The organism is Acinetobacter sp., from assembly GCF_049284435.1.
Classification (GTDB): domain Bacteria; phylum Pseudomonadota; class Gammaproteobacteria; order Pseudomonadales; family Moraxellaceae; genus Acinetobacter.
This window is the reverse complement of sequence record NZ_JBAPXX010000163.1, coordinates 1-20867: the sequence shown is the minus strand read 5'-3', so window position 1 is coordinate 20867 and position 20867 is coordinate 1. Positions and strand designations below refer to the sequence as shown.

Annotated in this window: 16 protein-coding genes; 12 read left to right on the top strand and 4 right to left on the bottom strand. The window is 46.2% G+C overall.

Translation table 11 applies throughout. The annotated features are described in order from the left end of the window. Entirely contained in the window at positions 1–3705 is a 3705-nt protein-coding gene (locus WAK81_RS13830) for an exodeoxyribonuclease V subunit gamma (RefSeq protein ID WP_422197631.1), read from the bottom strand. 176 nt (positions 3706–3881) lie between these two features. Here WAK81_RS13830 and WAK81_RS13825 point away from each other — a divergent pair, with 176 nt between their 5' ends. Continuing rightward, positions 3882–4382, top strand: a complete 501-nt coding sequence (locus WAK81_RS13825) for a hypothetical protein (RefSeq protein ID WP_422197629.1) — start codon at positions 3882–3884, stop codon at positions 4380–4382. A gap of 54 nt (positions 4383–4436) precedes the next feature. Here WAK81_RS13825 and WAK81_RS13820 read toward each other — a convergent pair whose 3' ends face one another. After that, a complete protein-coding gene (locus tag WAK81_RS13820; RefSeq protein WP_422197627.1) occupies positions 4437–5855 on the bottom strand; it encodes a phosphate--AMP phosphotransferase in 1419 nt (472 codons plus the stop codon). Between the two features lie 205 nt (positions 5856–6060). Between WAK81_RS13820 and WAK81_RS13815 the strand changes: the two genes are divergently transcribed. From WAK81_RS13815 to WAK81_RS13790, 6 genes are all read left to right on the top strand, one after another. Next, positions 6061–6765, top strand: coding sequence for an FFLEELY motif protein (locus WAK81_RS13815; RefSeq protein ID WP_422197625.1), 705 nt, complete (start codon positions 6061–6063; stop codon positions 6763–6765). A 146-nt stretch (positions 6766–6911) separates the two neighbouring features. Then, positions 6912–7856, top strand: coding sequence for a bifunctional demethylmenaquinone methyltransferase/2-methoxy-6-polyprenyl-1,4-benzoquinol methylase UbiE (gene ubiE, locus WAK81_RS13810; protein ID WP_422197623.1), 945 nt, complete (start codon positions 6912–6914; stop codon positions 7854–7856). A gap of 12 nt (positions 7857–7868) precedes the next feature. Further along, the gene (locus WAK81_RS13805) at positions 7869–8546 is read left to right on the top strand and encodes a ubiquinone biosynthesis accessory factor UbiJ (RefSeq protein ID WP_422197621.1); all 678 of its coding nucleotides are present in this window, start codon (positions 7869–7871) and stop codon (positions 8544–8546) included. Positions 8547–8558: 12 nt separating this feature from the next. Further along, entirely contained in the window at positions 8559–10178 is a 1620-nt protein-coding gene (locus WAK81_RS13800; RefSeq protein WP_422197619.1) for an ABC1 kinase family protein, read from the top strand. A 162-nt stretch (positions 10179–10340) separates the two neighbouring features. Continuing rightward, on the top strand, positions 10341–11420 hold the full coding sequence (locus tag WAK81_RS13795; protein WP_422197617.1) for a patatin-like phospholipase family protein: 1080 nt from the start codon (positions 10341–10343) through the stop codon (positions 11418–11420). A gap of 60 nt (positions 11421–11480) precedes the next feature. Then, entirely contained in the window at positions 11481–11798 is a 318-nt protein-coding gene (locus WAK81_RS13790) for a hypothetical protein (protein WP_005245842.1), read from the top strand. 58 nt (positions 11799–11856) lie between these two features. Here WAK81_RS13790 and WAK81_RS13785 read toward each other — a convergent pair whose 3' ends face one another. After that, the gene (locus WAK81_RS13785) at positions 11857–14211 is read right to left on the bottom strand and encodes a Tex family protein (protein WP_422197615.1); all 2355 of its coding nucleotides are present in this window, start codon (positions 14209–14211) and stop codon (positions 11857–11859) included. Between the two features lie 335 nt (positions 14212–14546). Between WAK81_RS13785 and ompR the strand changes: the two genes are divergently transcribed. The 4 genes from ompR to WAK81_RS13765 all read left to right on the top strand — a co-directional run bounded on the left by ompR (position 14547) and on the right by WAK81_RS13765 (position 19680). Continuing rightward, positions 14547–15311 (top strand): two-component system response regulator OmpR, encoded by a 765-nt coding sequence (ompR, locus tag WAK81_RS13780; RefSeq protein ID WP_004278590.1) that lies wholly within the window; start codon positions 14547–14549, stop codon positions 15309–15311. A 260-nt stretch (positions 15312–15571) separates the two neighbouring features. Beyond that, positions 15572–17032: an ATP-binding protein gene (locus WAK81_RS13775; RefSeq protein ID WP_422197612.1), complete on the top strand. Its 1461-nt coding sequence runs from the start codon at positions 15572–15574 to the stop codon at positions 17030–17032. A gap of 205 nt (positions 17033–17237) precedes the next feature. Beyond that, positions 17238–18755, top strand: coding sequence for an acetyl-CoA hydrolase/transferase family protein (locus WAK81_RS13770; RefSeq protein WP_422197610.1), 1518 nt, complete (start codon positions 17238–17240; stop codon positions 18753–18755). 232 nt (positions 18756–18987) lie between these two features. Further along, positions 18988–19680 (top strand): DsbA family oxidoreductase, encoded by a 693-nt coding sequence (locus tag WAK81_RS13765; protein WP_422197608.1) that lies wholly within the window; start codon positions 18988–18990, stop codon positions 19678–19680. A gap of 65 nt (positions 19681–19745) precedes the next feature. Here WAK81_RS13765 and WAK81_RS13760 read toward each other — a convergent pair whose 3' ends face one another. After that, entirely contained in the window at positions 19746–19946 is a 201-nt protein-coding gene (locus WAK81_RS13760) for a dodecin family protein (RefSeq protein ID WP_004278594.1), read from the bottom strand. A 410-nt stretch (positions 19947–20356) separates the two neighbouring features. Between WAK81_RS13760 and WAK81_RS13755 the strand changes: the two genes are divergently transcribed. Next, positions 20357–20524, top strand: coding sequence for a hypothetical protein (locus WAK81_RS13755; RefSeq protein WP_005245837.1), 168 nt, complete (start codon positions 20357–20359; stop codon positions 20522–20524). Positions 20525–20867: the final 343 nt, after the last annotated feature.

Below are 20867 nucleotides of genomic sequence, written 5' to 3'. Positions count from 1 at the left end.
CTATTTCACCCACTCCAGATGTTGATGAATCGGCGCATACAGGCCATGAGCAAAATCATGGCAGCAATTTTGCAAGGCCAGATCCGGATCCTGATCCTGCAAAATAAATTGCCAGTCTTGATGCAGCAGACTGGATTCATCCGAAGCCAAAGGTTTGGCACTCTCATAGCTGTTGTTCCAGGCCTTTAGCAATTCCGGCATTTCCACAATGGTCATTTTGCCCTGTTCATTCTCGGCCCACTGCCACTCTTTTTTCATCAGTAATTCTGCCGGCAAGACCAGCGGCTGCTGTTGACCAATTTCCCAAGCCTTTAACCAGAGCTGCAAATACTCATGTGCCTTGCTCGAACTCAATCCGGAAAACTTCAGGGTTTTATTACTGAAAATGACAATGCGCTCCAGTTCTGGTGAGCGTGCATCATCATTTAAGTAAGCCAGCCACAGCAGATACTCCAGCCAGATCTGGGCTCGGCGTTTTTCCGAGGCTGAAGATGATTGCATACTCAGCCAGTAGCTGCTGTGTGGAACCTGAGGCACGTTAATATGAATGATCAGTTCAGGACTAAACTGCAGGGATTGTTGGGTGACTGGCGTCAGTTCTTTGCCAAGCTGTAGCAAACGTTCTTGCAATAACTGCTGTTCCTGCTGGCTGCCCAGCCAGGTGGCTTGCTGGGTTTTACCCACCGGCAAACGGTCCAGCATCAGGTTGGGCTCAACCTCCTGCTCTTGTTGCAACAGGAAATCCCGTACCTGATACTGTTCCAGCTTGTTCAATAATAAGGGCTCTCGGGAACTCGGCAAATCAGCATAGCGAATCGTGGAAACCCCGACACTTTTCAGAAACAGACGCGCCGGGAAAATCATATCGCGAATCCATTCATCACTTTTGAGTACCCGGATTTCTTTTTGTTCTAGTGCCGGATAATGTGCATTAATCCAGCTGCTGCGTTTGCCTTCGGCACTGCGGATATACTCTGCTACCGCAAACCACTGATCCTGATAACGTGGTGTCTGCATCTCTGTAAATCCGGCCGGATCGAAAGGCTGCAAGGGATGTACATGATAAAGCTGCCGGATATGTTGAGCGACCGACAGACCATGAATATCCACCATTGGATCGACTTCGGCATCCGGCTGTTCAGACTGGCAGATCAGCGCGATATGCTGAACTAGTTCCTGCAAGGCAGTGGATGGATCGCGAGCCTCACCATCCTCCAGATCAAAGCCATTATAGAACAGCCATAGATTTTCCTGTGCCAGCAGCAAGGCATCCAGAAAAGCGCCCTGCTCGTCATCCAGACGGGAACGGTCACCGAGTTGCGGCTTCAGGCTGCGCATCAGGTCAAACGGAACCTGTTGATTGCGGCTCGGAAATTTACCGCTATCCAGATTCAGGATCACCACCAGTTTATAAGGCAATGGACGGATCTGACCAATCTGGCTAAAGGTAATCTGCCCGGTCGGTTCTGCCTGATCCAGCTGCATCTCCAAAGTATTCTGAATTTCTTCCAGCACATAAGGCAGAGGCAGACTGAGTGCCACCAGTTCCTGACTGGCATGCGGATCATCTTGGTCATGATAATCGGCCAGGGTCAGCATCCGCATTTGCTTGTCGATAATCTCGGCAACGGTTTTGAGCGATTCCACTCCAGCATCACGGAACTCGTTCAGATCGGCGCGCAGATATTCCAGCCAGGTTTTGACTGGCGTGCGCTGCCCGGTTTCATGTAAAGTCAGCCAGTCACGGCGCTGCACCAGATCCTGATAAATCTGGATCAGGGTCGAAATCAGCGGAAAATCACTGGTCAGAACCTTGGCATAACTCAAGGTATCCTGAAACAGGATATGTTCAGGAATCGCCAGACCCAACGCCAGACGGTCCAGCGCGAATTTAAAGCTGAAACGGTAATCGTCATCGCCTGCGCTCAGACTTTGCTGTAAATGCTGCTGATCCAGACCACGTTTGAAGCCAGCATCCGTCAGCAACTGTAACATCCGCTCTACCTGACTATAGTCCAGACCATAATACTGCTGGGTCGCATTCAGGCTGAGCCAGTCGGCAAAGTCCTCAATACTGAAACGGCGACGTACCCACTGGATCCGACCAAGTACGGCGCGCCAGGCATTGCTGACATCCAGACGTGACACCCCGGCAATCTGGATCGGTAAATACAGGTTATCTTTATGCAAGCGTTTGCTGCCGGTCTCGCGCTCACGCGGTGGTGGCGCAAAAACACTGCGAATTGCCGGTTCGAGTTCTTTCAGACTTGGCGTCAGCACCAGAATATCACTCGGCTGACGCGGCGCATCATTAGTATCTTGAGCCAGCCAGTGAATCAGCTGTTCTTTGAGGACTTCCAGCTGACGTAATGAAGAATGACAGACATGAATCTGTACCGAATCATCGGCCGGATTTAAAGCATATTGATGCTGTTCAGGTTCCAATAAATACAGGATATCCGACTGGATTTTGGCCAGCAGTTTATTCTGATATTCATCGACAAAGACATCAGCCCAGAGACCTTCTTCCCCTGAAGACAGTTTAGAGAGTAGAGAAAAATGATCCCGTGCCTGCTTGCCAAATCGGGTCAGGAGTGGATGCCGCGATTCCCGGTCTTCGGCATTAAAGTTCAGCTGCTTGATCCTGAAGTCTTTAATTTCCTCATCATTCGGTTTACGTTGACGAGTTTTTTCAAAACGCTGAATAAAACGCTCTTCCCGTTGCAGATCAAATCTGGCTTTCCAGTCTGGATCGACACTGTCAGCCCAGTATTCCTGCGAGGGGTTGAAGTGAAAAATATAGATATCAATGTATTGCCCCAGACGGCGTAAAAAATCCAGCTGGCTGGGTGGTAGTTCTAACAGGCTAAATACTACAATCTGTGCCGGCAGTCGCTTCAGGGCCTGGGCACGGGTTTCTGCATTTTCCAGCCGATCCCAATACAGGCGTTCAATCTCCAGGATTTTGGCATAATCATCCTGAAATACATGCTGCCACAACCAGCGTTGCCAGGCTTCCAGCTCACGCGCCTGAATTTTGACAAAATCCGCTACCTGCATCTCATGGCCATTTTCATCTTTGGGGCTATAGATCATTTGCTCGATATCGAGCGCAATATCCTGCCCCCATGCTTCTAGCCAGTTGGTCGGGCAGCTGCAGCTTTGCGGTGGACAGTTACGCGCGCAATAACCACGATAATCCATATAATGGCTGAACAAACGCGATACCTGCTCCGCCACCCAGTACAGCATGCTCTGTTTTTTTAGCTGTTTTTCTGTGCCCTGCTCCAGCCGGTCAGCACTGTCATAAATCCGCTTCACAATGGAATACAGCGGATGATCGACGTCTAAGGGAATCTGTTCAGGCAGAATGCATTTACGCAGTGCCTGAAACACGCGCCATTTGATGATAATTCGTGGAATATTGGCTTCACGGACCTGTTCCACTTCTTTGGGAGCATTCAATACCCACTGATAAGAGGTCCATTGAAAGGCACGAATCCGGTGATGAAACTGGGTATTGGCGCTAATGCCTTTTTTCTCGGCAATTTTCTGGGTCAGCCAAGTTTCTACTGCCGGAGATGGCACAATAAAGTGCCGGGTCTGTAACACCTCAAATGGATGCCGGGCAGTTTGGTTGACAATACGCAGCATACTATCCAAAAGCACATCAATACGTTGACTCTGAATAACATGGATGGCCATTGGTTCCCCTGAACTGCTGAATGTGGTTTTTACTACAAAACGATAAAGATTATTTACTATACATCCCGAGCGCTCTATGACACTTTAAAACCACACTTCAGTCGAAAAATTTCTTTGAAAAAAGCATCTTAAAGATGCTTGAATAGAAAAAACAACATAGAGCTTAGGTAGTGCCCATGAAATTAGATAAAATTCCTGAACCTCTCGATCCGAGCCTAGATTTAGAACAAATCCGCGACGAATGCCTGGAACTCACCAAAAAACGCGCCTACTATTCTGCTGGTGCCGCCGTGATTCCGGTACCTTTTATGGACGTGGTCATTGATGTCGGTATCTTGTCGCAATTGATTCCCGAGATCAATGCCCGCTTCGGCCTGTCCCCAGATCAGATCAGTGTTTATGACCCGAAAACCCGTCAGATTCACTGGCAGGAGCTGCGTAAACGTGGCGTAGAATTTTCCGGCCTGGTGGTCGCACGCACGGCAGTTAAAAAATCTTTGAACAATGTTGCAGCGAAAGTGCTGATAAAGCAAGTCACAAAATTCATTCCACTAGGTGGTCAGCTGGTGGCCGCAAGTCTGGGTTATTTTGTCATGAAAAAAATTGCCGATGCTCATGTCCAAGACTGCTATCGCACCGCTAAAAGTATCCAGCAAAAACAGGTCGCCCAAGGTTAATCCTATTTAAGCTGAATATTTTTAAACTGTTTAAAATCCTCTACTTCAGGCAGATTATTCTGCCTGAAGCTGTTTTAAAATAGCCTTTAACACGTCGACCCGCGCGGTATTCTTATCATCGGTCGCAATAATATGCCAGGGCGCTTCCTCGGTCGAGGTATGTTCAAACATATCGGCTGCCGCTTTCAGATAATCGTCCCAGCGTTCCCGGTTACGCCAGTCTTCTTCAGTAATTTTAAAACGCTTATGCGGTGTATCTTCACGCGCCTTAAAACGCGCTGCCTGTTCCTCCTTGGAGATTGCCAGCCAGATTTTCACAATCACCGTTTGATGCTTGACCAGGCTCTGTTCAAAACGGTTAATTTCATCATAAGCACGCTGCCATTCTACCGGACTAGAAAACCCTTCTACCCGTTCTACCAATACCCGGCCATACCAGGAACGGTCAAAAATGCAGATATCATCATCGGTTTGCAGCTTGGTCCAGAAGCGCCATAAATAAGGACGGCTCAGCTCATATTTTTCTGGTGCGGCAATGGTATGAATTTCATATTCACGTGGATCGAGTTTTTTGACAATTCGCTTGATCGCGCCGCCCTTGCCAGCAGCATCCATGCCCTCAAACAGAATTACCACATTACGCGAATCGGAACGCATGGCTTTAGCGACCTTCGCGGTTAATTTTTTCAGTTCTGGTTTGTAATCTTCTGGCTGGGCTTGAGTCTTGGAAGGATGTTTTAACTGCTCGGGAATCTTGGCCTGTTTCCATCTTCCCTTGGCTCTGGCGGGATGATCCGGACAATGTTTCAAGGCACTCAGGATATACTGGGCAAATTGCTGGTCGCGCTGTTGTTCATCTTCGCCATCAATAATGAACCAGTCCTCGGTAAAGCGCTGCCGCAGGCGCTGCAAGGTGTCATATTCTTTGCGATTGCGCCAGTCGAGACCATGCAGTTGATGCCAGTGGGTTTCACTCGGATCTGTGGCATCCAGGCGTTTTTGCAAGACTTTCCAGGACAGGTCAAACCAGACCTTGATCACGTCGACATGGTTATTTTTCAGGTCCTGCTCAAAGGCCTGCATTTCTTGCAGATATTCATCAAGCTGTGCATCACTCAGCGGGCTTTCAGCTTGCATGGCACTGCCAAGTAAGTCGCTATACCAGTTGCCAAACAGCACCATGATCTGTCCTTCAGCGGGAATAAAACGCGCATAGGGTTGCCACAAGGTCTGCTTCGGACCGGCTAGCTGGGGCTTATCGGCTTTCACGCGCAAATAGCGTGGATCGACCCATTCACGTAGCTGTTTGACCGCTTCACCCTTGCCGGCCAGCTCAATGCCATTCACCAGAATCACCAAGCTCTTGGCATTTTTCTGGCCCCGGGTCTTTTTTAAATTATATTGGGCATCAATCAGCTCTACAGACAGCTGATCTTCATCCATTAACTGAAATTGTGGTTGTTCCATACGCATCTTCAACCCTGATCTTTTATTCTGTTTGCAGTATAGCGAGGAGTTTCAGCGCAAAAATAGCTCTGGCAACGTTTTTCACACGATTAAATTGGCTATTTAAACAACAGATTGACATACAAATGCCCGATCTCTGTTCAATTTGTCATAGCAGGATTGTCCGGCAGCCTCTAAGATTCTTGCATCCTCCAATGATAATTGAAGCCTCATGTCCAAACTTGCCGTACTCGATGATCTGTTAGCGCATTATTATCAACTGGCTTATCACACCCGGCCTGACATTTTAAGCCGTTTACAGGATGTGCAGGCTTGGCAGAAAGTCCGCATACAGCGCACCCATCGTGCCCATTTTGCTGAAAAACAAAACCAGTTGATGTCCGAATATTTCCTGAACCGTCTCTACGGCGGCGCTGAATTTGATGCGCTGGCAGAACAGATTGCCCGGCTGATGAAATATGCGCATAAAGCAGAAAAAGTTATTCCAGAAAATGCCATTAAAACCGGCACCTCAGGCGTAGAGCTGGCTATTCTGGCGGTACAGCTGGATGAACAGGTCGCGATTCAGTTATTACAGGATTATCATCCACATGAACCGCTGACTGACGAGATGATGCGCCTGACCTATCTCAAACTGGATCAGGGTGAAGCACGCTTGAAACAGCTGGCTCTACTGGATCAACTCGGCATGAGTCTGGATAAATATATGCGTTCCTTTGTGGTCTATACGGCCTTTAAAATGTGTAAAGGCGCGGCGAATAAATATAACTTTCAGGTGATGTATGAATTTATGCAGGATGGTTTTCTGGCCATGAAGCCACTGAAATCGGCAGAAAAATTTGTACGCGCGTTCACGGCAACCGAACGCCAGATTATCGATAAAGTACATTCCGGTGATCCTTTGCCATTTCAGTAAATACCCGATGAGTATTTCTGCCAAGCGTGAATTTTTCTGTATATTATTCATAACAATTGCATCATGATTGCTGAATAAGCCTTTAGAATCTGTCATGATGCAGACAATGCAAGATTAACCCGATTGATATGTTAGGAGTGACTCCAATGTCGAATGAAAATACAACGCCTACCCCTACCCCCGAGTCGGCACAACAGACAGACAAAGTGAGCCCATTCTTAACTGAACCCCTTCCACAAGGCACCCCTCAAGGTCAGCAACAATCATTAGAACAACGTCTGACTGATACGCCTGTGACGGGTACTGTGCCTAAATACAATCTGCCACGCGGTGCCAATACTGGCAATGTCGGTTCAACCACGCACTTCGGCTATCAAACTGTAAACAGCGAAGAAAAAGCCCAGAAAGTCGCAGAAGTGTTCCACTCGGTGGCGAGCAAATACGACATCATGAATGACCTGATGTCTTTTGGTATTCATCGCCTGTGGAAACGTTTTGCGATCAATATGTCAGGTGTACGCCGTGGTCAGCATGTGCTGGATATCGCGGGTGGCACCGGCGACTTGGCGAAAGTCTTTAGCCGCGAAGTTGGCCCGACCGGTCATGTGGTACTGTCTGATATTAACGAATCCATGCTGAATGTCGGTCGTGACCGTCTGATTGATGCGGGCTGTACCAATGTCGATTTCGTTCTGGCCAATGCCGAAACCTTAGAACCATTTGCAGACAACAGCTTTGATCTTTTGACCATTTCTTTCGGCCTGCGTAATGTGACCGATAAAGATGCGGCACTGGCTGCGATGTACCGTGTCCTTAAGCCAGGTGGCCGTTTACTGGTTCTGGAATTCTCTAAACCGGTGTTTGAGCCATTCTCTAAACTATATGACCTGTATTCGTTCACAGCCTTGCCAATCATGGGTAAAATCATCGCCAATGATTCTGAAAGTTATAAATACCTGGCTGAATCAATCCGTATGCATCCAGACCAGCGCACCCTGAAAGGCATGATGGAAAATGCCGGCTTCCAGAATTGTGATTATCACAACCTGACTGGCGGGATTGTTGCGGTTCATCGCGGTTTCAAACTTTAAGGTTCCTTGCCTATGTGGTCAATTCTGGCACTCGGTGCTGTTGAACGCGTGATTCATCATGTGATTGATCTGGATGCCATTACTCGCATCCAGCTGAATGCCCTGTCCGGAAAAATGCTGCGGGTAGTGATTGCCTCGCCGCAGCTTTCGGTCGATGTGTTTTTTGATGAAGGCAAAGTTCGTCTGGAACCAACGGCAACCGGTCATACCGAAACACCTTCGGTCTTTGAACAACGTCCATTTGACGCGAGTTCCGCGACAGTCACCGAAGCGACCGCAACCTTGCAGGTCAGCAATGTGGTGGAATTACTCAAGCTGCTGCTTTCCGATGAAGTCGGCAATATTCCATTGCAAGGCGACTACAAATTATTGCAGGAAATCCAGCGCATCATGCAACAGGCGGAACTGGATCTGGCAGCACACTTAAGTCCCTGGGTTGGCCCGACACTGGCGCATGAAATTGGTAAATTGCAACTGCTGCCCAAGCAGCTAAAACGCACCCTGCAAAGTCAATTATTCTTTGCTGAAGATGCCTTAAAAGAAGACAGCGGTCTGTTTGCCCCACGCTGGCAAATGGATGACCTGAATCAGGACACCCGTATCCTGAATCAAAATTTAGATCGGGTTGAAGCAAAAATCCATCAGCTTCAGGCTCAAATCGATGCCTCAAACAATTCTACTCAAGACTAGGTACACAGCTTTATGATTCCGCATGTTTCACGTTTACTCGAACTTTGGCGCATCGCCGCGCACTATCGACTCGACACGTTGTTTCCTGCGGAAGAATTACCAGAAAAATCCCGGCATGTGCTGTCACTGATCCGGATGCATCCGGCCGCCTGGTCCAGTCGTGAACGTAAAAATCCGCTCAAGCTGAAACTGGCCCTAGAAGAAATGGGACCGTTGGCGATCAAGCTTGGTCAGTTGCTCTCGACCCGTCGTGACCTGATTGCACCTGAACTGTTACAGCAACTGGTCTTGCTCCAAGATCAAGTCAAGCCCTTTGACAATGACGTGGCTAAGATGCGCATTCAGGAATCACTGAAAGCGGATGTGAATACCCTGTTTGCTCGTTTTGACACCCAGCCCCTGGCTGCTGCGTCTATTGCACAGGTCCATACCGCTGCCCTGCATGATGGCCGTGAAGTGGTGGTCAAGGTGACCCGTCCGAATATTCGCCAGCAGATTTTGCAGGATTTTGAAATTCTGCAATGGTTGGGGGACTTTCTGGAAAAACGTCTCGAAGCAGCGCGTGCTCTACATTTGTCTGAAATCATTCAGGATTACCGCCAGATCATTCTGAATGAACTGGACCTGACGCTGGAAGCCGATAATACCCGCCGTATGCGTCATCACTTTACCGGTTCAAGCATGATGTATGTGCCGGAAATTTACATGGACAGCAAAGACGTACTGGTGGCCGAGCGCATTACCGGGGTGCCGATTTCAGACATCGCGACCTTTGACCGGTTGGGCATGGATCGTGCTGATCTGGCACGTAAAGGCCTGACCATCTTCTTTACTCAGGTGTTCCGAGATAACTTCTTCCATGCTGACATGCATCCGGGCAACGTCTTTGTGGAAACCATTAATCCAGCCAATCCGCGTTTTATTGCGCTGGACTGCGCGATTATGGGCGAGCTGTCCAAACACGACCAGATGACCGTAGCACGCATGCTACTGGCGGTCATGAACAGTGACTTTATGCAGCTGATTCAGGTGGTGCATCAGGCTGGCTGGATTCCACCGGGTACCGATCAGGATGCCCTGGCCCGTGAAATGCGCCGCAGTGTGGGGCCGATGGTGTCCAAGCCAATGCATGAACTGGATTTTGCCGGTATTCTGATTGAAGTGATGGATATTGCGCGCCGTTTCCATCTGGAAATTCCACCGCAACTGATGCTGCTGCTGAAAACCTTGGTGCATGTCGAAGGCTTAGGTACGGATCTCTATCCTGAACTGGATATCTGGAGTCTGGCCAAACCGATCCTGACAGACTGGATCAAGGCCCAGATGAATCCGCAAAAAAACCTGAAAGAGCTGGGACAGAAAATCCCGGATCTGCTCTTGGGTGCGCAGGATCTACCAACCCTGATGATCGACAGCTTAAACGGTTTAAAAAACCAGTCGGCTTGGCATGCCAAACAGCTCAATGAGTTACAAAGCATGCGCCTGCAAATGGAGCATCAACAGAAGCGTAGCTGGATGTTCGGCAGTGTCATGGCCATTCTGCTGGCGATTGCGATTATTTCACCATGGTTTGTGTCGGTCATTCTGATTGCACTGGCGAGTGTGCTTGCCGTCTGGCGGATTGCGAAATAAATCTCCCTGATTTTACAACATGATAAAAAAAGCCTGACTCGTTCAGACTTTTTTATGGCTTGGCGATGATGACTGCAAAGTCACCTTAGGACATATCTTGCCATTGGGTCTTCAGACCTATCGCTTAAAATAAGCACACATTTGGCTAGTATAGGTTCAACCATGGTACAGATTTTACAAAAACGTGCGCCTGCGCTGACGATTCGTGCTGGCCATCTGGCACGTGAGCTGATTCTGAAACAAGGTTTGCAACCCGAACAGGTCGATATTGTACCTGGTGCTGCAGGTGGCCCCAAAGGCATCGGTATTCAGGGATTGGATCAGGCGATTTTTGGTGAGTTTTTTCCACGTGCACCTCAGCGTAGAACTTTGGTGGGTTCTTCGATTGGCAGCTGGCGCTTTGCCAGTATGGCTGCACATGGTGCTCAACAGGGAGCCGAACGCTTAGCTGAACTCTATACCAACCTCTATTTTCATAAAAAAATGACCCGTCAGGATGTCAGCAACATCTGCCGTGGCATGCTGCTGGATCTGGTACAAGGCAAAGAAAACGATCTGGTCAATCATCCAGATTATCATCTCGCAGTAATCTCAATTAAAGCCCAGCACATTTTCCAGAGTGACAGGGCATTGCCGTTGTTGGCTTCTGTGGCTGGAATTCTTGGAACGACCGCAGTCGCGCGCCGGCACAGCCATCATTTCATGCAACGTGTGATCAGCCAGCCCAATACGGGTGAGCAGTTTAAAATCGCTGAAGATGGATTTACCACGCATTATCATGCATTGACCGAACAGAGTGTATTGTCCTGGCTGATGGCTTCAGCGTCTATTCCCGGAGTGATGGCAGCGGTGAATAATATTCCGGATGCGCCACAGGGTTATTATCGCGATGGTGGCCTGATTGACTATCACATTGACCTGCCCTTTCAGAGCAAGGGCATTGTACTGTATCCACATTTTACCGATAGCATCATCCCCGGCTGGTTTGACAAGTTATTTAAACGTACGTCAAATCCGGAAAATCAGGCACGAACTTTGCTGCTTTCTCCATCGCAGCAATATCTGCAAAGTTTGCCTTTGGGTCGTTTGCCTGACCGTAAAGACTTTAATTTAAAAGGTTTGGACCAGACCCAACGAATTCAGCTCTGGAAGCAATGTATTGCGGAAAGTCAGCGTCTGGGCGATGAATTTCTGGAACTGGTCGAGAAGCAGAATTTTCCTGAGGTGATGCAAGCCTTGTAATTGGCCGCAGCTGCCCGATTATTTCTATAATTGCTTTAATTTTGTGAACTGTTGAGATTTATGCAGAAGTTTTTAGTTGTCCTGCAATACCTGTGTCTGGCCTTTGCCATTTATCTGATTTATAGCGTCAGCATGTCGCTATATAGCCAGGATTTTGTCCTGATGGAGCTGGTCGCTGATATCGGTACGATTCTGATCTGTATCGACCTGGCGGTATTTTTATTTACTAGTAAGGGTAAGCCCGGCATTAGCATGGAAGAATATGCAAAACGACTGGAACAGCCACCGTCTAAGCTGGTCTATGTGACACGAAAATTGGGGCATCTCGGTATTTTGCTGATTATCACCAGCTGGATTGTGCCGATGATCAATTCATAACGATCCAATTAAAAAACCTCCCGATTGGGAGGTTTTTTAAGTTAAAGATATCTAAAAATCATTTAGAACCTTTAATCCCTGCTTGCAATAACAATGCACCCAAACCACCAATTTTTTGCTCTTGTGGCTTAGCCGCTTGAGGTTTCTTGCCTTGAGGGCGATCACCTTGCGGACGTGCTTGCTGTGGACGTTTGCCTTGAGGCTTACGCTCACCACGTGACTCATTGTTTTCACGACGTGGCTGGCGTGGTGCTTTCGCCGGAGCGTCAGAACCTTCCGGACGCATTGACAGATTCACGCGGTTACGTTCAGCATCAACATTCAAAACACGTACTTGTACGATTTGACCCGGCTTCACCACTTTATGTGGATCTGCAACGAACTCATTCGCAAGCTCGGAAATATGCACTAAACCGTCTTGATGCACACCCACATCGACAAATGCACCGAAGTTAGTGACATTTGTCACTACGCCTTCAAGCTGCATGCCTTCAGACAATTGCGCAACTTCAGTAATGTCATCACGGAATTTAGCAGTACGGAATTCTGGACGCGGGTCACGGCCCGGTTTTTCCAATTCAGCCAATACGTCTTGAATTGTCGGCAGACCGAATTTCTCGTCTGCAAATTCTTCAGCATTCACTTGGCGAATGATTTCAGTATTGCCAATGATGTCTTTTACAGTCGTGGCTTTTGCTTCAACAATTTTGCTCACCAAAGCATATGACTCAGGGTGAACTGCAGAAGCATCCAGTGGTTCTGTGCCATCTTGAATACGCAAGAAACCCGCAGCCTGCTCAAAAGTACGCTCGCCTAAACGTGGTACTTTCTTCAAAGACTGACGATTATCAAAACGACCATTTTCCTTACGGAATTCCACAATTTGCTGTGCGATTGATTTGTTCAGACCCGCGATATAACCCAGAATTGCTGCTGATGCAGTATTGACATCGACACCCACCGAGTTCACACAGTCTTCAACGACCGCTTCAAGCGTTTTCGCCAGACCGGTCTGGTTCACGTCATGCTGGTACTGACCTACACCAATTGATTTCGGATCGATTTTTACCAGCTCAGCTAACGGATCTTGCAAACGGCGTGCAATCGATACTGCACCACGAATAGACACGTCCAGCTCTGGAAGTTCCTGAGAAGCCAGTTCAGATGCTGAATACACCGATGCACCTGCTTCAGACACAGACACACGTGTCATTTTCAGATCACTGTTCGCAGCCATCATTTCAGCAATCAAAGCTTCAGTTTCACGGCTTGCAGTACCATTACCAATCGCGATCAGGTCAACATTGAACTCGCGGCATAAACGTGCCAGCTCAGCCAATGAACCTTCTTTATCATCTTTTGGCGCAAATGGATAAATTGTACTATGTGCCAGTACATCACCAGACTCGTTCACCACCGCCAATTTCACACCGGTACGGATACCCGGGTCAACACCTAAAGTGGTACGTGCACCTGCAGGTGCAGAAAGCAGTAAATGACGCAGATTTTCCGCAAAGACGTTCATCGCTTCTGTTTCAGCAGCCAGACGTTTTTCAGTCAGCAATGAATGTTCGATCGTTGGACGAACTTTACCGAGCCAGAGAAGTTTTGCAGTTTGCTTCAAGAAATCCTGACGTGCTTGTGGCTGAATAGTTTCTAAATTGTATTCAGTCTCAATACGCGCCAATGGTGCAGCATCTTCGCCATCCACTTTCAGGCCTAAAACGTTTTCCTGACGGCCACGTAGCATCGCCAATAAACGATGTGAAGGCACTTTATTCAAGTTTTCAGAGAAATCGAAATAATCACGGAATTTTTTACCGACTTCTTTTTTCTCATCACTTGCAACTAAACTTTTCAGCACGGCAGTTTTTGCAAATGTCGCTTTAAGTTCAGTGGTCAGCGCGATATTTTGCGCCCAGTCATCAATCAGGATGTGCTGGATCGCATCAAGCTGGCTTTCTTGATCTGGATAATCTTCATGGCTAAAGCCCGCCAAAGCTTCAGCTGGATCAATGGCTTCATTAAAGATTTTTTCGGCAATTGGGCCTAAACCGGCTTCTTTGGCCTTGAATGATTTACTGGTACGTTTTGGACGGTACGGTGCGTAAATTTCTTCTAATGCATTTTTGGTTTCAGCGGCATTCACACGCGCCAATAGATCATCAGATAATTTATCTTGTTCTTTGAGTGATTCAATCACCTTTTCACGGCGCTCATACAAATCACGCAAGTATGATAAACGCGTATCGAGTTGACGTAGTTGCGTATCGTCTAAGCCTTGCGTTACTTCTTTACGGTAACGTGCAATAAAAGGAACACTGGCACCTTCATCAATAAGCTTGATGGCAGCCTCAACTTGATTTGGACGTACGGCAAGTTCTTTTGCCAACTGCTGAACTAAGTCAGTCATCGTGTTTGATCCCACAAGGATAAGTACTAAATGGCATGATTATAAAGACCGGGTCTATAAAATCCACCATTGTTTTTATTAATTTACCTCATCTTTATATTATGAAGTGCCACAGTTTTCTGCTTTTCCCGATAAAGTTTGTATGAACTTTGCTTTTTATCCAGCTTAAAATCGTATTTTTTGCTCATTTAGATGTATATATTTGGTATCTATGTCTTGATTTTAACTGCAATATTTGGTGCTTTAGAGCATAGTCAATTAATATCAATGAATCGTATACTCAAAGCCTATTTGATTTTTGTTTATGACGACAATAAAGAATAAAGGAGCATCTCATGAGTTTAGTTGTACCTGCTGAAAAAGCCGATGCCGTACATACCGAAACGGACCGGGTCGAACGGATCCTGGTGGTTGATGATGATGTTCGTCTGCGTACCTTATTACAGCGTTTTCTCGAAGATAAAGGCTTTGTAGTTAAAACTGCACATGATGCCACGCAGATGGATCGACTTTTACAGCGGGAACTGTTTTCTCTGATCGTGCTCGACTTTATGCTTCCGGTCGAAGATGGCTTGAGTATCTGTCGTCGTTTACGCCAATCCAATATCGATACGCCTATCATTATGCTCACCGCTCGTGGTAGCGATTCTGATCGTATTGCCGGTTTAGAAGCAGGTGCCGACGATTACCTGCCTAAACCATTTAACCCGAATGAACTATTGGCACGTATTCGTGCGGTATTGCGCCGTCAGGTACGTGAAGTGCCGGGCGCACCAAGCCAGCAGATGGAAGTAGTTTCTTTTGGTCCATGGTCACTGGATCTGTCTACCCGTACCCTAACCCGTGAAGGCCAAGTAGTGACACTCACAACCGGTGAGTTTGCTGTACTGAAAGCACTGGTTCAGCATCCACGCGAACCATTAACTCGCGACAAGCTGATGAATCTGGCGCGCGGCCGTGAATGGGGTGCCATGGAACGTTCAATTGATGTTCAGGTGTCACGTTTACGCCGTCTGGTCGAAGAAAACCCTGCCCGTGCACGTTATATCCAGACCGTATGGGGTGTAGGTTATGTCTTTGTTCCAGATGGTGCTGAGTAAATTAATACCTTGATTGATGACGGAGTCTTATGGTTTAGCCTTATTTATAGGGTTTAACCTGCGGTTCGCCCTACTTTTATTTCGACAAAAGTAAGCAAAACCATTGTCATCCGCAAAACTCGACAACCTCCGTCATTCAAGCGATTCTCTCGCAGAAACATCATTGACTATCTTGAGTCCTGCCTCAAACCAGTTGCGGATGACCTTAACGTGTATCCAACTACGGGGGAAGTCTCCCCTTTTGAGCAAAAGGACGCAGTGTGAAACTCGACCCCATCGATCCACAAAAATTTACCGATTTTGTCAGCTACTCGGAAAAAAAGCGTACCCGCGGGGAACGCTTTCTCGACAAGATCAAACCGCGTTCTGCTGCCATGCGTACCACGGTACTGGTGGTTTTTGTGGTCTGTTTTAGCCTGTTCATGTCCTTGTGGTTCTTTTGGCGCACCCTGTTTTTACCTGAAATCCAGCAACATGCGCGTTATCTGGCCATGGAACTGGAAATTCTCAACAATCCCGATCTGCGCCTGTATCACAAACAGCAGGAAGTCGATATTGACGACTGGCTGAAAAACCGGGTCGGCATTGAATATGTTACCAATCCGGCAGAATACCCCACTGTCCGGGAAAAGCTGATTGCAGAATTTTTTACCCGGCAGATCGAAACCAAACTGGCCAAAGAGTTACGTATCGAACAAGCCACGGTCTATTTTCAGTTTAAGCCAAGTCCGCGTATCTGGATCCAGACTCCTGAAATGAATGGCCATTGGGTGCAAGAACCTTTAAAAACTTATGCCAACTATAGCAATGAACTGATTTTGGGCTGGTTGCTCGGCACTCCGATTATTGTCGGCATCATTATTTTGACCTTGGTGCGTCAGCTCAACCGTCCTTTACGCCGCTTACAGAATGCCGCCAACAGTTATAGCCGAATCGGCTCAGCACCCTATTTGGATACCAATCATGGTCCACTGGAAATTCGCCAGGTCAATCATGCCTTTAACCAAATGATTTACACCCTGGATCAGACCGAGCGGGAACGCCGAATTATGCTGGCCGGCATTTCACATGACTTGCGCACGCCCTTAACCCGGATCCGCCTCAGTGCCGAAATGATGCCAGATGAAGACTTTCTCAAGGAAGGCCTGATTTATGATGTCGAAGATATGGACGCGATTCTGGATCAGTTCATTTCCTATATGCGCGACGGTTCCGATGAAGAACCGCAGGACACCAATGTCAATGTACTTTTACAGGAACTGGTCAAGCAGTTTAAACCGCTAGATATCCGCTTTACACCACAAGAAATACCGACCATTCAGGCACGCAGCATGTCGCTAAAAAGACTGATTGGCAATCTGATCAACAACTCAAAACGTTATGGTTCAGAACCAATTGAGCTTTCTGCCCATGTTGAAGAAGACCAGCTATTAATTTGTGTCGCCGACCATGGCGAAGGCATCCCGGAAGATCAGATTGAAGCCTTGATGCAGCCTTTTGTTCGAGGCAATTCGGCACGAACGGTACAAGGCAGCGGCTTGGGGTTGGCCATTGTGAAACGGATTGTCGATATTCACCATGGTCAATTACGTATTCATAATCGTCCTGAAGGTGGGCTGGAAGCCATCATTTCACTACCCGTAAATCAGGTAAACCCAGAGACACCCCCCCCAGCCACCACACTCGATAAAATTCGCCAAACCTTGACTGATCACTTTTAACAAGTGATCAGTAATCCAGCAAATTACTTTTTAGTTTTTCTATACAATTCATTTTATAGTTCACGAATTCAATCATTTAAAAATCATCATTTTTTATTATACCTACATTTAGCTAAAAAATTAGACCTTAGCCTAACACCTATGCACAATACATTTTTTGAGCGGTACAATCCGTATCATAGTTTAAGAATTAATGAGAGTTAAAATGTCTTTAGATCGTATCCGTTTAGCCTCCCTACACAACAAAGTCATCAGCCCTGAACAAGCGGCTGAATTCATCCAAGATGGTATGACTGTGGGTATGAGTGGCTTTACTCGCGCTGGTGAAGCGAAGGCGGTTCCTCTAGCTTTGGTTCAACAGGCAAAAGCAAATCCATTAAAGATCACGTTAATTACTGGTGCATCACTAGGGAACGATCTAGACAAACAATTGACTGAAGCTGGCGTATTGGCACGTCGTTTACCGTTCCAAGTAGACAACACTTTACGTAAAGCGATTAATAACGGCGAAGTGATGTTCATTGACCAGCACTTGTCTGAAACCGTTGAGCAAATGCGTAACCTGCAGTTGAAAAAACCAGACGTTGCGATCATCGAAGCCGTAGCGATTACTGAAGATGGCGGCATCATTCCAACAACATCTGTTGGTAACTCTGCAAGCTTTGCAATTTTTGCTGAAAAAGTGATTGTAGAAATCAATACGAATTTAAGCCCGGCATTTGAAGGCTTGCACGATATCTATATCCCGACCTATCGTCCAACGCGTCAAGCGATTCCATTGACTCAAGTTGATGAGCGTATTGGTACGCATGCGATCAATATCGATCCATCTAAAATTGTTGGTATCGTATTTAACAGCGAATTGCATGACTCTCCATCTACTGTAACTGCACCAGATGATGAGACTCAAAGCATTGCTAAACATTTGATCGCTTTCTTTGAAAAAGAAGTGGCTGAAGACCGTCTACCGAAAAACTTGGGACCTCTTCAAGCAGGGATCGGTTCAATTGCAAACGCCGTATTGACGGGTCTGAAAGATTCAAACTTCGAAGACTTGATCATGTACTCAGAAGTACTACAAGACTGTACTTTTGAATTGATCGATGCCGGTAAAATGAAGTTTGCTTCAGGTTCTTCTATTACGCTTTCTGCTAAATATGGCGAGAAAGTATTTAACAACCTTGAACAATACAAAGACAAACTGGTATTACGTCCACAGGAAATTTCAAACCATCCTGAACTGGTACGCCGTTTAGGTATTATCGGCATCAACACTGCACTTGAGTTTGATATTTACGGTAACGTGAACTCGACTCACGTATGTGGTACCAAAATGATGAACGGTATTGGTGGTTCAGGTGACTTCGCACGTAATGCCCACTTGGCGATCTTCGTAACCAAATCAATCGCGAAAGGTGGCGACATCTCTTCTGTAGTGCCGTTTGCTTCACATATCGACCATGCGGAACACGATGTAGATATCCTGGTAACTGAACAAGGTCTTGCGGATCTTCGTGGTTTGGCACCGCGTGAGCGTGCACGTGCAGTGATTGATAACTGTGCGCACCCAATGTACCGCGATGCGCTGAATGATTACTTTGACCGTGCATGTGCAAAAGGCGGTCATACCCCTCATCTTCTTCGTGAAGCGCTTTCTTGGCACTCAAACTTCGAAGAAAATGGTCACATGCTTGCTGTTGAAGCTGCAGTAAAAACTGCATAATTAACTGCATTCAAAAAAACGCCCTACGGGGCGTTTTTTTACGGCACTTTTATATTTTTTTGAATAGTCAGAACCTGATTATATTAAGGAAGCCATCTGGCTACCCCCTACTCTTTCTTCTTTTATTTATCCTGCCGATATGCTGTAGAAATACACTTCTGATGCTCAAGGGCTTTAAATTCTGATTCTTCACCCTCATACTTGAACACAAGAGCAAAATTAGAGACATGACATGCGCGTAGATATCTGGTCAGATGTGGTTTGCCCCTTCTGCTATATTGGTAAAAAACGTTTAGAAGCTGCTGCACAAGAAGCAGGTATTGAGCTAGAAGTACATTGGCACAGTTTCCAGCTCGATCCTGAAGCACCTGTACGTCAGGAGGTCTCCAACTCTGAGCGTCTGGCGCAAAAATATGGCCGCACCGTGGCAGAAGTCGAAGATATGCAGCGCAATATTGCTGAGATGGCCAAAGCCGAAGGTATTGAATTTAACTGGGAAGGTGCCAATTCAGGCAATACCTTTAATGCACATCGCCTGATTCATCTGGCACAAAGCAAAGGTCTGGGTAATGAAGCACAGGAAGCATTCTTCTATAGCTATATGACCCAAGGTCTGGCGATTGGAGAGCGTGAAACGCTGGAAGATGTCGCAGCGCGTATCGGCCTGAATCCGGTCGAAGTCGATGACCTATTGGATTCGGAAGAATATGCCGACTTTGTCAAATTCGATCAGGAAGTCGCACATGAACAACTCAAAGTGACTGGCGTGCCTTTCTTTGTTTTTGATCAACGTGTGGCATTGGCAGGCGCGCAGCCTAAAGAAGTTTTCCTGCAAGTATTTGAAAAAGCACTCGATACGTCAACCAACAGTCAGGCAGCACAGTGCTCAACAGAAACTTGTGACATGCCAGACCAAGCTAAATAAAACAACGTTCAATAAAAAACCCCATTTCAAATGGGGTTTTTTATTTGTTATTGAATGGCATTCGCTTAATCAACCAGAAAACTAATTTTTAAATTGACACGATATTCCGTGATTTTATTTTCTTTAATGACAACCTTCTGTTCATTGATCCAAGCACCTTGTACATTTTTGACCGTTTCTGTGACTTTTTGAATGCCCGTTTGAATCGCATCTTCAAAGCTTTTATTGCTGCTTGAATTGACTTCTACCACTTTTGCAATTGCCATAATAAAACTCTCAGGGTGAAAATTAATGAAATTCCATCTTAGTCCATTCTTAGAAGATTGCAGCAGCCCGTAAACAAGCAATAGCAAAAACTTACATGGATTGAACAAAGCTCGAAATTCAGTCTTAAGTTGGCAGATCAAAAACACATGACCGCTTGTTTTGGCACTCGATTAAGTCCAGATTCTCATCGCTAAAATAAAGCATAAAGCCCTGTAAAGTCATAAAAATTAAACTAGAGTAAATATACTAATTTATTATTTTATAGAATAATTTATCTAAAATTTACTGCTTGAATTTGCCGAATCTATCATTTTCTATTAAGTCTTATTTGCTATTATTTCACCCGAATTAAGTTTAAACATTCTCCTATGTTCAAATTATTGAACACTCTGATATTAAAGGTCATCCTATGAATGCTCTTAAATTTGCTTTCGCAGCAACCGTTATGGCTTTTTCTGTTCAAGCGTCTGCACAAATGGCGCAAGTGGTTCATCTCCCAGACTTTCCAGCGACTAAAGCACCTGCTGAAACAGTAAATGCAGATGCTGCGACTGTAGCAACTGAAAAAACAGCTTAATGCAAAGCTGTTTTTCATTAAAACAGGCTGATTGATTCAGCCTGTTTTTTTTTGATCACATTGAACACATTCAGTGTGAAAGATGCACGACTCTAAAAAATATCGACTATTTCCTACTCTAATTTTTCTATTGATTTTTATCACTTTTAATTAAAAAAATTTGTTTATAAAACACTCAAAATAGATCACTATTTTATGTGATCTCTGCTTATAATTGCAGCAATATAAATAGATTAATGAGAAGAAAATTTTTTATGCATGAACTTCAGGCATTGGTACAGGGCAAAATTCCGCCTCAGTCGGTTTCTATTGATTATTTAATTGAGATGGCAGAAAGCTATAC

Bases quoted from the DNA above. Each gene is read 5' to 3' on its own strand.
- WAK81_RS13825 (WP_422197629.1), top strand. From the start codon at position 3,882: ATGAAATTAGATAAAATTCCTGAACCTCTCGATCCGAGCCTAGATTTA.
- WAK81_RS13800 (WP_422197619.1), top strand. From the start codon at position 8,559: ATGATTCCGCATGTTTCACGTTTACTCGAACTTTGGCGCATCGCCGCG.
- WAK81_RS13770 (WP_422197610.1), top strand. From the start codon at position 17,238: ATGTCTTTAGATCGTATCCGTTTAGCCTCCCTACACAACAAAGTCATC.
- WAK81_RS13765 (WP_422197608.1), top strand. From the start codon at position 18,988: ATGCGCGTAGATATCTGGTCAGATGTGGTTTGCCCCTTCTGCTATATT.
- ubiE (WP_422197623.1), top strand. From the start codon at position 6,912: ATGTCGAATGAAAATACAACGCCTACCCCTACCCCCGAGTCGGCACAA.
- WAK81_RS13815 (WP_422197625.1), top strand. From the start codon at position 6,061: ATGTCCAAACTTGCCGTACTCGATGATCTGTTAGCGCATTATTATCAA.
- WAK81_RS13755 (WP_005245837.1), top strand. From the start codon at position 20,357: ATGAATGCTCTTAAATTTGCTTTCGCAGCAACCGTTATGGCTTTTTCT.
- WAK81_RS13790 (WP_005245842.1), top strand. From the start codon at position 11,481: ATGCAGAAGTTTTTAGTTGTCCTGCAATACCTGTGTCTGGCCTTTGCC.
- WAK81_RS13830 (WP_422197631.1), bottom strand. From the start codon at position 3,705: ATGGCCATCCATGTTATTCAGAGTCAACGTATTGATGTGCTTTTGGAT.
- WAK81_RS13760 (WP_004278594.1), bottom strand. From the start codon at position 19,946: ATGGCAATTGCAAAAGTGGTAGAAGTCAATTCAAGCAGCAATAAAAGC.
- ompR (WP_004278590.1), top strand. From the start codon at position 14,547: ATGAGTTTAGTTGTACCTGCTGAAAAAGCCGATGCCGTACATACCGAA.
- WAK81_RS13820 (WP_422197627.1), bottom strand. From the start codon at position 5,855: ATGCGTATGGAACAACCACAATTTCAGTTAATGGATGAAGATCAGCTG.
- WAK81_RS13795 (WP_422197617.1), top strand. From the start codon at position 10,341: ATGGTACAGATTTTACAAAAACGTGCGCCTGCGCTGACGATTCGTGCT.
- WAK81_RS13805 (WP_422197621.1), top strand. From the start codon at position 7,869: ATGTGGTCAATTCTGGCACTCGGTGCTGTTGAACGCGTGATTCATCAT.
- WAK81_RS13785 (WP_422197615.1), bottom strand. From the start codon at position 14,211: ATGACTGACTTAGTTCAGCAGTTGGCAAAAGAACTTGCCGTACGTCCA.